The following is a 15656-nucleotide window of genomic DNA, read 5'->3' on the forward strand; positions in this document are numbered from 1 at the left end:
TGATGTTTTATTTAATAACCTATTACTAAAATACTAGTTTATTGGATTAAACCACATCAGTTGAAATAAATAAAAGATAAAGAATATGTTACGATCTTAAATATTACTTTATTGATATGTATGTTTCATATAGAAATATCTGACACCAACATGAAATACACATTAAGATTATCTAAACTTCCTCTTAATAAATTAACTTTGCAAAATGCTAAAAGATGAGATTAACAAAGCTTTAGAAGTATTAAAATCAGGCGGGGTGATCCTCTATCCTACCGATACCATTTGGGGAATAGGCTGCGATGCCACAAATCCTGAAGCGGTAGATAAAGTGCTTAAAATAAAAAATCGTCCCGCTGAAAAGAGCTTAATTGTTTTATTGGATGTAGACAGCAAACTGCAGAGTTATGTTACTGAAATACCCGAAGTGGCTTACGACCTGATCGAATATGCAGAAAACCCACTTACCATCGTTTTTTCAGACGCCAAAAATCTGGCTCCAAATGTAATTAACGCAGATGGCAGTATAGGCATCAGAATTGTTAAACACGATTTCTGTACACCACTAATCCAACGTTTTAGAAAACCTATCGTTTCTACCTCAGCAAATTTAAGCGGACAACCTTCGCCAAAATTCTTTGACGACATTGATCATGAAATCATCCATGCTGTTGATTATGTGGTAGATTTTGACCAGGAAAATCGGACGAACAAAAAACCATCAACCATCATGAAACTTTCACCTGGTGGACAGTTTGAATTTATTCGAAAGTAAAGCCCAATACCTAAAGGGGCTTTGAATCTTTGATAGTCTTTACCGACCAAATGTTTTGCTTAATTTTGAACAAATAAACTACCCTTACATATGCAGTCTGATTTAAACGAAGGGAACCCCAAGTCCCTTTCAGGGGATTTAGGGGTACACCTACAAAATCCAATATTTAAAACCTTATCACAAATTGCCGATAAGAACAAAACCGAAGCATATGTAATCGGAGGATTTGTTCGCGATTTATTTTTAGATCGCCCTTCAAAAGATATTGATGTGGTTGTTGTGGGCAGCGGAATAGCATATGCTGAAACTGTTGGCAGAAAACTAAACGCAAAAGTGGCTGTTTTTAAAAATTTCGGCACAGCAAATATCAAATTTCAGGATTTAGAAATTGAGTTTGTAGGCGCCCGGAAAGAATCCTATCGTTCTGATTCGCGTAAACCCATTGTGGAAGACGGTACTTTAGCAGACGACCAGCTCCGGAGAGATTTTACCATCAATGCGCTAGCGATCAATTTAAATGCGGAACATTTTGGTGAATTGCTGGATCCGTTTGACGGGATTAAAGATCTCGAAAATAAGTTGATCCGTACGCCGCTTGATCCTGAAATTACCTTTTCTGATGATCCATTACGCATGATGCGGGCCATCCGTTTTGCTTCACAACTTAATTTCAACATAGATCAAGTCGCACTTAACGCGATAAAGGCACAAAAACAGCGTATCGCTATTGTGTCAAAAGAACGGATTACAGACGAGATGAATAAAATCATTCTCTCCAAAAAGCCCTCGATAGGCTTTAAATACCTTTTCGATACCGGATTATTACATCTCGTTTTTCCTCAGATGGCGCAGCTTTATGGCGTGGAAATTATTAAAGGAAAAGGACATAAAGACAATTTTTATCATACACTGGAAGTATTGGACAATATTTGTGCAGATACCGATGATTTATGGTTGCGCTGGGCAGCTATTTTACATGATATAGCCAAGCCTGCTACCAAACGCTTTGAAGAAGGCCACGGTTGGACATTCCACGGCCACGAAGATAGAGGGGCAAGAATGGTTCCGAAAATATTTGCACAGCTGAAACTTCCTTTAAATGAAAAGATGAAGTATGTGCAAAAATTGGTTCAACTGCATTTACGTCCAATTGTGCTGGCACAGGAAACTGTTACAGATTCTGCCGTAAGACGATTACTTTTTGATGCAGGAGAAGAAATTGAAAGCCTGATGTTACTATGCAATGCCGATGTAACCACCAAAAACGAATACAAGAAAACAAAATACAGAAACAACTTTGAACTGGTAAAACAAAAGCTCAGGGATGTTGAAGAACGTGATAAAATCAGAAACTGGCAACCTCCAATTACTGGTAACGATATTATGGAAACTTTTGGTCTGGAGGCAGGTAAAGAAGTGGGTATCATTAAAAACGCTATTCGTGAGGCCATATTGGAAGGTGAGATCACAAACGATTATCAGGAAGCGTTTAATTTTATGCTCAATCAGGCAAAACAAATGGGATTAAATCCTGTTAATAAATAATTTAATTGCCGTAACAATATGAATATGGTGCCTTTTAGGGCACATCATGTTTGTGGTAATTATAAATTAACTTTATTTTTACTGTTCCAAAATACAATAATGGCTATTTATAAATTTAGAATTACTTTTGAAGATTTTGATGATGTTGTGAGAGAGATCGACATTAAATCAAACCAAACATTTGAAGACCTCCATAAGGCTATTCACAGATCTACTGGTTATAATGCAGAGAAACCTTCTTCTTTTTATGTAAGTACCGATAATTGGCTAAAAGGCGATGAAATTGCTTATTTACCAAACGAACGTAAAAAAGACCGTGTAGTTTTAATGGAGAATTCCAAACTGAGCGGTTTTATTGAAGATCCACATCAAAAGTTTTACTATATCTATAATTTCGATCGCCCTTATGATTTCCATGTAGAACTGGTAAAAATCATACTGGATGCAGACCCTAATATCGAATATCCATTTTTAGCCAAAAGCACAGGTGAAGCGCCAAAAATAATGGAGCAAAATAGTCCACAAGCTGTTGACCCTAGAGGTGCGGCGGCGGCAGCCAGTGAATTTGATTTCTTAAATGAAATGAACTTTGTACCTGAAGATACCGACGAATTAGAAGCTATGGGCGAAATGGGGATCAACGAGAAAGAGCGGGACGAAGACGAAGAAAATGAAGAAGACGAATTTGGAGATGAATTTTCTGATGACGATCACTTCGAAGATGAGAGCCACAAAGATGACTATTAATCTTCTTTACCGTCATGCTGAATTTATTTCAGCATCTATCTAAATAAATTTTAAGTCAGATGTAAAGCTCATCTGACTTTTTCTTTTAAAATAATTATGCTGACAGCTAAACAATTTTTAAAAAAAAACAAAACCTTAATATCCGTTGTTGGCCCTACTGCCATTGGCAAAACAGCCTTAGCTATCCAGCTGGCACAACATTTTGGCACAGAAATTATTTCTGCAGATTCCCGCCAGTTTTTTAAAGAAATGGCAATAGGCACTGCAAAACCCAATGCAGCAGAACTGGCTGCGGTTAAGCATCATTTTATTGACTCTCACACTGTAAAGGAATTATTTAGTACAGGTGATTTTGAGGTACAAGGTTTAAAGAAATTGGAAGAAATTTTCCAAAACCATGATCTCGCTATTATGGTAGGAGGCTCTGGATTATATGTAAATGCTTTAATAAATGGTTTAGATGAAATGCCTGATATCGATTTATCAATCAGGGAAAAACTAAATAAACAATTTGAAGAAGAAGGCTTAGCTGTTATACAAAGTCAGCTGGCCGAATTAGACCCTGAGTATTTTGCAAAAGTAGACCAACAAAATCCACAAAGAATGATCAGGGGTTTGGAGGTGTATTTATCAACGGGTCAAAAACTTTCTTCAATGCTTTCGGCAACAAAAAAGGAAAGACCATTTAATATTATTAAAGTAGGGTTAAATACCGATCGGGCTATTCTTTATGATCGAATTAACAGCAGAGTTGATCAAATGATGGCTGATGGCTTAGTAGATGAAGTAAAATCGCTCATCTCATTCAGAAAATATAATGCGCTAAATACGGTAGGTTATAGTGAATTTTTCGATTACCTGGACGGAAAATTAACTCTTGCAGATGCCGTTGCCGCGATCAAACAGAACACCCGTCGCTTTGCCAAGCGTCAGCTTACCTGGTTTAGAAAAGATGAGGAAATCAACTGGTTTGAACCTGATGAACGTACAGACATTATCCACTTTGTGACGAATAAAATAACCGGAAAATAAAAAAGGGGAGCATAAATACTCCCCTTTTACATAAATCTTTATATCTTATTTTGCATCTGGAAATTTCACTCCTCTATATTGCGTGGCATCAATAGTTGGAATAGTAGAACCATATTTTGCATTAATGGCATCAATAAATACATTGGCAATTACCGCATTTCCTCTTGGCGTTAAATGAATCCCATCTAAAGAGAAGGCTCCGCCGGAAATAAATGCGGCATTGATGCCAATACCTTGTACCATTATACCAGCTTTTACCTGATTAAAATAAGCATATGTATCTGCTATCGCTAAACCTTTACTGGTTGCGATAGATTTAATGCTGCTGTTATAACTATTTACATAATCTTTTACCTTAATCACCTCATCTTTATCCAGTACCCAGTTATTTGCGATTGGATTTAACGGATGTAAACCATAAGGAATAGTACCCTGACCAAATAAACCAGCGGATTGAAAAGGTAAACGGATTAAATCTTCATCAGTGGCTACCCTTACCGAACCTGTACCTGTTTGAATAAATACGGCCTGAGCGGCAGGATTAGCGGCCCTTGCAGCAGCAAGTAGCAGCGAAGGCTTAACCGTATTAAAATAAGGAACAGCCGTTACATCAGGAATGGTAGCCACAATACCTTTCTGACCACCAGCGGTTAAAGCATTTAACAAATTAGCATACAATGATGAAAAGGTTACTTTATCAGTTAATACTGTAGTTGGATCACCGGTAACAGTTACGGCACCATTCAAAGCATAACCCAATACATCGTTATTTCCCAACCAGATGGAGAAAAAAGTGTGGTTTCTTCCCTGGATATATTGAAAATAATTGGTTTTGCCTACTTGCGCATCAGTTAATAAACGCTCGAAAAAAGGATTGGCGGCACTAAAAGTAAGTGTTGGATCGAAGGATAAATCGACACGCATACCAGGAATCCCTAAATTTTGAATTTCGCCTGAATACTTAAATAAACGACTATTGGTTGGTGTATCTCTCCAGCCATTACCTGCTACAGGAGTTAAAGTTGGGGTGCCATTTACTAAAGCTGTAAGTGAAATATATCCCGAACCATTAGCTTGTGCGTCAGTAAAAAACGGAGAAGTAAAAGCTCCTCCCCCTACTGAAGTCATCTTCGCTGCAATTAAGTTTGGATAAGCAACTTTTTGTCCTTCCAAATATAAGCCACCGTCGGCATATCCTGAGGTTAAAGAGTTACCTATAGCAATGTACTTGCTGAAATTTGCTTGTCCTGCTGAGGTACCTGCGGGAGTTTCAATTTCTGGTTTGCAGGCCGCGGTAAAAAGAATGGCAGCAGCAACGAAACTATTTAATATATATTTTTTCATTTGTAATTTCTCCTACCATTTATAAGTTAACGAAATACCTGGTGCATAAACCAAAGTTTTAAAGGTACCATCCAGGCCGGTTTCTATATTCCGCTGTTTACGCGATTTAACATCCTCAAAAAAGAATGATGCATTTACTTCGAAATGACGGGTAGGCGTATAACCTAAGCCAGCACTTAAGATGTAACGATCAGCATCTGGTGCTTCTGGTGTTACATAACCGTCTTGAACCGGAGAAAAAGCATAACCAACCCCTGCCCTTAACGCAAGTTTTTCTGAAGCCTGGTGATTAATTCCCAACTTAAATGAAGAACCATCGCGATAGTTACGGGCAGATTTTGTATCGGCCAATGCCGGAGTATTGGTTGCATAATCAAATGATAAATCCTGGTAAATATGCCATTGTACCCAACTGGCATCAAACGCTAATGTAGTGCTTTGTGATAACGGAATGCCTATACCCAAGCTTGTTGTTGAAGGTAAGGGTAACTCTGCGTTAAAGGTATTTCCTGCAGGGAATGATGACCTCAGTGAATTTGGCACATCAAACTCGGCAGTACCATTGTCTAATTTCGTAATTACCTTCGATTTGTGAACTAATGCAAATGAAATATTGCTTAAGGTTTTAATGTATAAACCTGCATTCCATCCATAACCTTTTCCAGTTCCTTCTAAGGTAGCATGGCCAGAGCGGCCGTCGGGATAGTTTACCGGCAATGCCCTTTGAAGGTTTACCTCTCCATGATTGTATACAAAACCAGCACCAATACCAATACGATCGGTAATTTTTATACTTAAAGTGGGCTGGAAATAAATGGCTTTTAAATTTAATGAGGTTAGTGCATATCTGCCAGACCAGTCATTTCCCCAATCAACTAAACCACCAAATGGGGTATAAACACCTAAACCCAACTTCCATTTATTCGATTTAGGTCCCCAAACAGCATAAAATTCGAAAGGAGGAGCAATTTTGTTCTTCACATTCTCCGTAACATTTGAACCTGTTTGTTTAAAGGCTGATTTAAATAATAATGGGTTTACTCCTGCTGAAACTGAGTTTTTCTCTAAGAAAGTTACTGCACCTGGATTATAAAATACAGAAGCTTCATCTAAAGCCAGTGCAGAACCCGCACCAGCCATACCAATTTGCTTCTGACCTTGTAAATTAACCTGGAAACCCTGCCCCAAAACCCAAAGTGGGGCAGAAAGTAATGCGCTCAATAAAATTTTTTTCATTTATAAATGGTTATATCACAAATATATACTATGCCAACATAACAAACAAACTTTTGTTCGTAAGAATTTTTATGCGTTTTAGGCTTGAGCAGTCGGTCCACCGAAGCCCATCGGAAAAGGTGGTTCCTCTTGAGTTTTAATACGACCGTTTACGGCTTCGAATTTTTGAATATTATCTTCTAATGCTGATAATAAACGTTTTGCGTGTTCCGGGGTTAAAATAATCCTCGACTTTACCTTTGCTTTTGGAATACCCGGCATTACGCGGATAAAATCCAATACAAATTCTGTGTTGGAATGGGTAATAATAGCCAGGTTAGAAAAAATTCCTTCAGCAATTTCTTCTGATAATTCTATGTTTAATTGATTCTCGTTTTGTTGTTCTTCCATAATGGTTCAAAAATAAAAAATTCCGCTGCTTAATGGCGGAATTGAGAATATAATATTAGTACTTAATTAAATATTCTATTTTATCATAAAATTTACAATCCCTATCACTGATCCAATAATAGCAAAAAATTGAATTAATCCTACTACACATATTGTTTTTTGCATATTGGCTATATCTTCTTTGGTAGCTAAGATCTCATGTTTATTATCAAATTCAGATTTAACCCCGGCTTTAACAAAAGAAACCAACTGCTCTGCTTCTTGTTCGCCTAGTTTAGCTTTTAAGATCAGAAAAAGTTGAATTTCTGTAACACTCATGGTTTATTTTTAATTTATTAAAGTTACAAAATCTATTCCAAACAAAAAACTCCCTCGGTTTGAGGGAGTTTTTAAAAAAATATCAAAAATATTAAGCTTCTACTTCTTCTTGTTTCGAAGCTAATAATTTATCGTATTCTTCTTGAGAACCTACAATGATACGTTCGTAACCACGTACACCAGTACCTGAAGGAATTAAGTGACCAACGATCACATTTTCTTTCAAGCCTAACATATTATCGCGTTTACCTGCAATCGCTGCCTCATTTAATACTTTCGTAGTTTCCTGGAACGAAGCCGCAGAAATGAACGATTTAGTACCCAATGATGCACGTGTAATACCTTGTAAGATAGAACTTGCAGTTGCCGGTCTTGCATCTCTTACCGTGATCTGTTTTAAATCTTTACGTTTCAATTGAGAATTTTCGTCTCTTAATCTACGTAATGAAACAATCTGACCTGGTTTGAAATCTGTAGAATCACCTGCATCTTCAACCACTTTCTTGTCGTACATCGCATCGTTCTCGTCAGCAAAATCCCAACGGTCAACAGCATTGTTTTCTAAGAAAATAGTATCACCCGGATCTTCAATGTGAACTTTTTGCATCATCTGGTGAACAATTACCTCGAAGTGCTTATCGTTAATTTTCACACCTTGCAAACGGTAAACCTCTTGAATACCATTTACCAGGTATTCCTGAACCGCTGCAGGGCCTTTAATTGATAAGATATCAGCAGGAGAAATTGAACCATCAGATAATGGCATACCAGCTTTCACAAAGTCGTTATCCTGTACAAGGATGTGTTTCGACAATGGAACAAGGTATTTTTTAACTTCACCATCTTTAGATTCGATTGTGATTTCACGGTTACCACGTTTAACACCACCTAAAGTTACCACACCATCAATCTCAGTTACTACAGCTGGGTTAGATGGGTTACGTGCTTCAAATAATTCTGTTACACGAGGTAAACCACCCGTAATATCTCGGGTTTTACCAGTTGCACGAGGAATCTTAGCGATAATCTGACCAGTTTGGATAGCCTCACCTTCATCAACTGAAACGTGGGCACCTACTGGAATGTTATAACCTTTAATGAATTCACCTTTCTTATCAACAATCTGAACTGAAGGGTTTTTGGTTTTATCACGTGTATCGATAATTACTTTTTCACGGTGACCAGTTTGCTCATCTGATTCTTCACGGAAGGTTACACCTTCAATAATGGCATCAAATTGTGCTTTACCAGCAAATTCTGATAAAATAACCGCGTTGTACGGATCCCACGAACAAATCTTATCACCTTTTGAAAGTTTATCACCTTCTTTTACGAACAAGAATGCACCGTAAGGAATGTTGTTGGTTACAATAACACGTCCGGTTCCTGGCTCAACAATTCTAAACTCACCTGAACGGCCTAATACAACCTGTACAGTACCATCTTCTGTTTGTGTATCAACAGTACGGATATTTTCGAATTCGATTACACCATCAAACTTAGCTACGATGTTAGATTCTGCAGCAATGTTTGATGCAGTACCACCCACGTGGAAAGTACGAAGTGTTAACTGTGTACCCGGCTCACCGATTGACTGTGCTGCAATTACACCAACTGCCTCACCTCTTTGAACACGTTTACCAGATGCTAAGTTACGGCCATAACATAATGCACAAACACCACGTTTAGATTCGCAAGTTAATACTGAACGGATCTCGATACCCTCTAGTGGAGATTCTTCGATCAATTTAGCTACATCTTCGTTAATATCTTCACCCGCACCTACTAATAATGTATTATCCAAAGGATTGTACACATCATGTAATGAAGTACGGCCTAAAATCCTGTCGTATAATGGCTCAACGATATCTTCCTGATCTTTTAAAGCGGTAGTATACATACCTCTTAAAGTACCACAATCGTTATCGTTAACAATCATATCCTGTGCCACATCATGTAAACGACGGGTTAAGTAACCCGCATCCGCCGTTTTTAACGCCGTATCCGCCAAACCTTTACGCGCACCGTGAGTAGAGATAAAGTACTCTAATACCGATAAACCTTCTTTAAAGTTTGATAAGATCGGGTTTTCGATGATATCACCGCCTGAACCTGATTTTTGAGGTTTCGCCATCAAACCACGCATTCCGCAAAGCTGACGAATCTGCTCTTTAGATCCACGTGCACCTGAATCAAGCATCATGTAAACTGAGTTAAAACCTTGGTTATCTGACGATAACTGGGTCATAACGAAAGTAGTTAACCTGTTGTTGATACGGGTCCAGATATCGATAATCTGGTTGTAACGCTCGTTGTTGGTAATGAAACCCATGTTATAGTTGTTTCTTACCTCTTCAACCTCAGCTGCTGCCTGTTCTAATAAAGTATGTTTCTCTACCGGAATGTTTACGTCTTGTAAGTTGAACGATAAACCTCCCTGGAATGCCATTTTGAAACCTAATTCTTTGATATCATCTAAGAATTGAGAAGCACGGGCCATACCAGTCATTTTCACTACTTCACCAATAATATCTCTTAAAGATTTTTTGGTTAATAATTCATTGATATAACCAACTTCTTCCGGAACCATTTGGTTGAACAATACCCTACCTACAGTAGTTTCAGTCAATTTATTAACGATAGAACCGTCAGCTTGTTTAACATTTACCCTTACTTTGATAAATGCGTGCAAGTCTAATTCTTTCTCGTTATAAGCAATAATAACTTCTTCTGGAGAATAGAAAGCAGAATCTTGTCCTTTAACTACTCTAGTTTCATCTGTTCTACGGCCTTTAGTAATATAATAAAGACCCAAAACCATATCCTGAGAAGGTACAGTAATCGGTGTACCATTTGCAGGGTTTAAGATGTTGTGTGCAGCCAACATTAATACCTGGGCTTCCAAAATTGCTGCGTTACCTAACGGTAAGTGCACAGCCATCTGGTCACCATCAAAATCGGCGTTGAATGCAGTACAAACTAATGGGTGTAACTGGATCGCTTTTCCTTCAATTAATTTTGGCTGGAAAGCCTGAATACCTAGTCTGTGTAACGTAGGTGCACGGTTTAATAATACCGGGTGACCTTTTAATACATTTTCTAAAATATCCCAAACTAATGGATCTTTTCTATCAACGATTTTCTTAGCAGATTTAACTGTTTTTACCACACCACGCTCAATCATCTTACGGATAATGAATGGTTTGTAAAGCTCAGCAGCCATATCTTTAGGAATACCGCACTCGTGTAATTTAAGGCTAGGCCCTACAACAATTACCGAACGAGCTGAATAATCCACACGTTTACCTAATAAGTTCTGACGGAAACGACCTTGTTTACCTTTCAGGATATCTGAAAGTGATTTCAAAGCACGGTTACCTTCAGTTTTTACTGCGTTAACTTTACGTGAGTTATCGAATAACGAATCCACAGCTTCCTGCAACATACGTTTTTCGTTACGTAAAATTACCTCTGGCGCTTTAATCTCGATCAAACGTTTTAAACGGTTGTTACGGATAATTACACGACGGTATAAATCATTTAAATCTGAAGTAGCAAAACGGCCACCTTCTAATGGAACCAACGGACGTAATTCTGGTGGAATAACCGGAACGATTTTAACAATCATCCATTCAGGACGATTCTCGATACGGGTATTGGCACCACGGAAAGCTTCAACAACCTGAAGACGTTTTAAAGCCTCATTTTTACGTTGTTGAGAAGTTTCGTTAGCTGCTTGGTGACGTAAATCGTAAGATAAAGTATCTAAATCAATACGTTTTAATAAATCTTCTAATGCTTCAGCACCCATTTTGGCGATGAATTTATTAGGATCTTTATCGTCTAAGTATTGGTTTTCTTTAGGTAATTTATCTAAGATATCTAAATATTCTTCTTCAGTTAAGAAGTCCATGTAGTTGATACCTTCATCGGCCATTAAGCCTGATTGAATAACTACATAACGCTCGTAATAGATAATTAAATCTAATTTTTTAGTAGGTAAACCTAATAAATAACCGATTTTGTTTGGTAATGAACGGAAATACCAGATGTGTGCAACAGGAACCACCAAAGCGATGTGCCCCATACGCTCACGACGTACTTTCTTTTCTGTTACTTCAACACCACAACGATCACAAACAATACCCTTGTAACGGATACGTTTGTATTTACCGCAATGACATTCGTAATCTTTTACCGGACCAAAAATACGCTCACAGAACAAACCATCACGCTCAGGTTTGTAAGTACGGTAGTTAATGGTTTCTGGTTTCAACACCTCACCGCTTGAACGTTCCAAAATAATTTCCGGAGACGATAAGCTAATCGTGATTGATGTGAAATTGCTTTTTAATTTATTATCCTTTTTGTAAGACATACTTATGTAAGGTTAAAGCGGAAAGCTTAAAGACCAAAGCTGCTTTTAGCTTTAGTCTTTAGTCTTTCAGCTTAATTAATCTAATGTAATATCTAAACCTAATCCACGTAACTCATGTACCAATACGTTGAACGATTCTGGTACACCTGGTGTTGGTAGGTTTTCACCTTTAACGATGGCTTCGTAAGTTTTAGCTCTTCCGATTACATCATCCGACTTAACGGTTAAGATCTCCTGAAGAATATTAGCTGCACCGAATGCCTCTAATGCCCAAACCTCCATCTCACCAAAACGCTGACCACCGAACTGGGCTTTACCACCCAATGGTTGTTGTGTAATTAATGAGTATGGTCCGATTGAACGGGCGTGCATCTTATCATCAACCATGTGACCTAATTTCAACATGTAGATAATACCTACAGTGGTAGTCTGATCGAAACGCTCACCTGTTAAACCATTGTATAAGTAGGTTTTTCCTGAAGCAGGGACTCCTGCTTTAGCGATCCATTCTTCCACCTCATCATGCGTAGCACCATCAAAAATCGGAGTAGCAAATTTAACACCCAATTCTTTACCGGCCCATGCCAATACGGTTTCGTAGATCTGACCAAGGTTCATACGTGAAGGTACACCCAGTGGGTTCAACACGATATCAACCGGGCTACCATCAGCTAAGAAAGGCATATCTTCATCACGTACAATACGTGCAACAATACCTTTGTTACCGTGGCGACCTGCCATTTTATCACCTACTTTTAATTTACGTTTTTTAGCCACATAAACTTTTGCCATCTGTACGATTCCTGAAGGAAGCTCATCACCTACACTGATCGCGAATTTATCACGTTTGTAAGCACCAAGTTCTTCGTTAACACGGATACCGTAGTTGTGAAGCAACATTTTAATCAGCTCGTTTTTATCATCATCAGTAGTCCATTTGTTAGGGCTAATGTGGTTATAATCAAGCTCTGCTAAAATTTTCTGAGTAAACTTAGCGCCTTTAGCAACCAATAATTCTTTGTAAATGTTAAATACACCCTGAGATGTCTTTCCGTTTACGATCGTGAATAATTTGTCAACTAATTCTGCTTTTAATTTCTCAGTGATATTGTTATATCCTTTGTCTAATTTCTCAATTGCCGATTTCTCTTCAGCTTTTGTAGTTTTCTTAGCACGGCTGAATAATTTAGTATCAATTACCACACCCTGGATTGAAGGAGGAGTTTTTAAAGACGCATCTTTAACATCACCTGCTTTATCACCAAAAATTGCACGTAGTAATTTCTCTTCCGGTGAAGGATCAGATTCTCCTTTTGGAGTGATCTTACCAATTAAAATATCACCTTCTTTTACATCAGCACCAATACGGATAATACCGTTTTCATCAAGGTCTTTAGTAGCCTCTTCAGAAACGTTCGGGATATCTGGTGTTAATTCCTCTTCTCCACGTTTAGTATCACGTACTTCTAATTCAAACTCTTCAATATGCAATGAAGTGAAAACGTCATCACGAACAATACGCTCGTTGATTACAATCGCATCCTCAAAGTTGAAACCTTGCCAAGGCATGAACGCAACTTTTAAGTTTCTACCTAATGCCAATTCGCCATTTTCAGTTGCATAACCTTCGCAAAGTACTTGTCCTTTAGTAACTTTCTGACCTTTCTTAACGATTGGTTTTAAGTTGATACAAGTATTCTGGTTGGTTTTTTTGAATTTAATTAAACGGTAAGTTTTGCTATCACCTTCAAATGAAACCAAACGATCATCTTCGTTACGCTCATATTTAATGGTGATTTCATTAGCATCAACATACTCTACAACACCGTCACCTTCTGCGTTGATCAAAGTTCTTGAGTCACGTGCCACGCGACCTTCCAAACCTGTACCAACAATTGGTGCTTCAGGACGTAACAATGGTACGGCCTGGCGTTGCATGTTCGATCCCATCAAAGCCCTGTTCGCATCATCATGTTCCAAGAACGGAATTAACGAAGCAGCAATTGAAGTAATCTGGTTAGGTGCAACGTCCATCAAGTCTAATTTCTCAGGCTCAATAATCGGGAAGTCACCCTCGTAACGTGCTTTAACACGTGGCGTGGTAAAGTTACCTTTATCATCATACTCTGCATTTGCCTGAGCGATGGTTTTACCATCTTCATCTTCTGCAGATAAATAAATAACGTCTGAATCTACAACTACTTTACCATCTTCAACACGTTTGTATGGTGTTTCAATGAAACCTAAATTATTGATTTTTGCATGCACACAAAGTGATGAAATCAAACCAATGTTTGGTCCCTCTGGAGTTTCAATAGTACATAAACGACCATAGTGAGTATAGTGAACGTCACGTACCTCGAAACCGGCACGCTCACGCGATAAACCACCTGGACCTAAAGCCGATAAACGGCGTTTGTGAGTGATCTCTGCTAATGGATTCGTTTGATCCATGAACTGAGATAACTGGTTAGTACCAAAGAAAGAGTTGATCACTGATGATAACGTACGGGCGTTAATCAAATCAGTTGGGGTAAACACCTCGTTATCGCGAATATTCATACGCTCACGGATTGTTCTGGCCATACGGGCTAAACCAACACCAAATTGTGCGTACAATTGCTCACCTACCGTACGTACACGACGGTTAGACAAGTGATCGATATCATCCACTTCCTCTTTTGAGTTGATCAACTTGATCAGGTATTTAACAATTGCAATAATATCTGCTTTTGTTAAAACTTTAACCTCATCAGGGGTATTCATCTTCAATTTACGGTTAATGCGGTAGCGACCAACATCTCCTAAATCGTAACGTTTATCTGAAAAGAATAAACGATCAATGATACCACGGGCTGTTTCCTCATCAGGTGGTTCTGCGTTACGCAAAGCACGATAGATGTTTTCTACAGCTTCTTTTTCTGAGTTAGAGGTATCCTTTTGTAATGTATTATATATAATGGTATAATCCGCCTGACTTGCGCCATCTTCTTTTGATAAGATGATGCTTTTTACGCCAGCTTCGATAACCATATCAATGTGTTCGTCTTCTAAAACGGTTTCTCTTTCAAGAATCACTTCATTACGGTCGATAGAAACTACCTCACCAGTATCTTCATCAACAAAATCTTCAACCCATTTTTTCAATACCCTTGCAGCCAGTTTACGACCGATGTATTTCTTTAAACCAGATTTACTAACTTTTACTTCGTCAGCAAGATCAAAAAGTTCTAAGATATCTTTATCAGAATCGTAACCGATAGCACGTAATAAAGTGGTAACCGGGAATTTTTTCTTACGATCGATATATGCATACATCACGTTATTAACGTCTGTAGCAAACTCGATCCATGAACCTTTGAAAGGAATTACACGGGCAGAATACAATTTGGTTCCATTAGTGTGACGGCTTTGGCCGAAGAACACGCCTGGAGAACGGTGTAATTGCGAAACGATAACACGTTCTGCACCGTTGATAACAAATGTACCTTTTGGTGTCATATACGGGATTGTACCTAAATACACATCCTGGATAATGGTTTCAAAATCCTCATGTTCTACATCATTACAAGAAAGCTTAAGCTTTGCTTTTAATGGAACATTGTAGGTTAATCCACGCTCAATACACTCATGTATATCGTAACGTGGCGGATCAACAAAATAATCAAGAAACTCTAATACGAAGATATTTCTTGAATCTGTTATTGGAAAGTTTTCAGCAAACACTTTAAACAAACCTTCGCTAGAGCGATCGTCTGATGTGGTATCTATCTGGAAAAATTCTCTGAATGATTGCAATTGCACATCCAGAAAATCCGGATAGTCTATAATGTGCTTACTTGTTGCAAAATTTACTCTTTGTTCGACTGTCTTTGCCAATGGACTAAAAGATTT

Annotated in this window: 10 protein-coding genes; 4 read left to right on the forward strand and 6 right to left on the reverse strand. The window is 38.2% G+C overall.

The features are described 5' to 3' along the window. The first annotated feature begins 205 nt into the window (after window positions 1–205). From OQX63_RS07885 to miaA, 4 genes are all read left to right on the forward strand, one after another. Window positions 206–772: an L-threonylcarbamoyladenylate synthase gene (locus tag OQX63_RS07885; protein WP_265850353.1), complete on the forward strand. Its 567-nt coding sequence runs from the start codon at window positions 206–208 to the stop codon at window positions 770–772. A 90-nt stretch (window positions 773–862) separates the two neighbouring features. Beyond that, the gene (locus OQX63_RS07890) at window positions 863–2317 is read left to right on the forward strand and encodes a CCA tRNA nucleotidyltransferase (protein ID WP_265850354.1); all 1455 of its coding nucleotides are present in this window, start codon (window positions 863–865) and stop codon (window positions 2315–2317) included. A 99-nt stretch (window positions 2318–2416) separates the two neighbouring features. Continuing rightward, window positions 2417–3064, forward strand: coding sequence for an IS1096 element passenger TnpR family protein (locus OQX63_RS07895; RefSeq protein WP_265850355.1), 648 nt, complete (start codon window positions 2417–2419; stop codon window positions 3062–3064). Between the two features lie 96 nt (window positions 3065–3160). Next, the gene (gene miaA, locus OQX63_RS07900; RefSeq protein ID WP_265850356.1) at window positions 3161–4096 is read left to right on the forward strand and encodes a tRNA (adenosine(37)-N6)-dimethylallyltransferase MiaA; all 936 of its coding nucleotides are present in this window, start codon (window positions 3161–3163) and stop codon (window positions 4094–4096) included. 45 nt (window positions 4097–4141) lie between these two features. Here miaA and OQX63_RS07905 read toward each other — a convergent pair whose 3' ends face one another. From OQX63_RS07905 to rpoB, 6 genes are all read right to left on the reverse strand, one after another. After that, the gene (locus tag OQX63_RS07905; protein ID WP_265850357.1) at window positions 4142–5440 is read right to left on the reverse strand and encodes an SGNH/GDSL hydrolase family protein; all 1299 of its coding nucleotides are present in this window, start codon (window positions 5438–5440) and stop codon (window positions 4142–4144) included. Window positions 5441–5452: 12 nt separating this feature from the next. Continuing rightward, window positions 5453–6676: an OmpP1/FadL family transporter gene (locus tag OQX63_RS07910; protein WP_265850358.1), complete on the reverse strand. Its 1224-nt coding sequence runs from the start codon at window positions 6674–6676 to the stop codon at window positions 5453–5455. Between the two features lie 78 nt (window positions 6677–6754). After that, the gene (locus OQX63_RS07915) at window positions 6755–7066 is read right to left on the reverse strand and encodes a DUF3467 domain-containing protein (protein WP_029279713.1); all 312 of its coding nucleotides are present in this window, start codon (window positions 7064–7066) and stop codon (window positions 6755–6757) included. Between the two features lie 75 nt (window positions 7067–7141). Continuing rightward, complete coding sequence (locus OQX63_RS07920) at window positions 7142–7384, reverse strand: hypothetical protein (RefSeq protein ID WP_265850359.1); 243 nt, start codon at window positions 7382–7384, stop codon at window positions 7142–7144. Between the two features lie 91 nt (window positions 7385–7475). Next, window positions 7476–11762 (reverse strand): DNA-directed RNA polymerase subunit beta', encoded by a 4287-nt coding sequence (rpoC, locus tag OQX63_RS07925; RefSeq protein WP_265850360.1) that lies wholly within the window; start codon window positions 11760–11762, stop codon window positions 7476–7478. 75 nt (window positions 11763–11837) lie between these two features. Further along, the gene (gene rpoB / locus OQX63_RS07930; protein WP_090502369.1) at window positions 11838–15641 is read right to left on the reverse strand and encodes a DNA-directed RNA polymerase subunit beta; all 3804 of its coding nucleotides are present in this window, start codon (window positions 15639–15641) and stop codon (window positions 11838–11840) included. Between the last annotated feature and the right edge of the window lie 15 nt (window positions 15642–15656).

Origin of the sequence: Pedobacter sp. PF22-3 (assembly GCF_026239555.1) — a bacterium.
In the GTDB taxonomy this organism is placed as follows: Bacteria; Bacteroidota; Bacteroidia; order Sphingobacteriales; family Sphingobacteriaceae; genus Pedobacter.

Bases quoted from the DNA above. Each gene is read 5' to 3' on its own strand.
- OQX63_RS07885 (WP_265850353.1), top strand. From the start codon at position 206: ATGCTAAAAGATGAGATTAACAAAGCTTTAGAAGTATTAAAATCAGGC.
- OQX63_RS07890 (WP_265850354.1), top strand. From the start codon at position 863: ATGCAGTCTGATTTAAACGAAGGGAACCCCAAGTCCCTTTCAGGGGAT.
- OQX63_RS07895 (WP_265850355.1), top strand. From the start codon at position 2,417: ATGGCTATTTATAAATTTAGAATTACTTTTGAAGATTTTGATGATGTT.
- miaA (WP_265850356.1), top strand. From the start codon at position 3,161: ATGCTGACAGCTAAACAATTTTTAAAAAAAAACAAAACCTTAATATCC.
- OQX63_RS07905 (WP_265850357.1), bottom strand. From the start codon at position 5,440: ATGAAAAAATATATATTAAATAGTTTCGTTGCTGCTGCCATTCTTTTT.
- OQX63_RS07910 (WP_265850358.1), bottom strand. From the start codon at position 6,676: ATGAAAAAAATTTTATTGAGCGCATTACTTTCTGCCCCACTTTGGGTT.
- OQX63_RS07915 (WP_029279713.1), bottom strand. From the start codon at position 7,066: ATGGAAGAACAACAAAACGAGAATCAATTAAACATAGAATTATCAGAA.
- OQX63_RS07920 (WP_265850359.1), bottom strand. From the start codon at position 7,384: ATGAGTGTTACAGAAATTCAACTTTTTCTGATCTTAAAAGCTAAACTA.
- rpoC (WP_265850360.1), bottom strand. From the start codon at position 11,762: ATGTCTTACAAAAAGGATAATAAATTAAAAAGCAATTTCACATCAATC.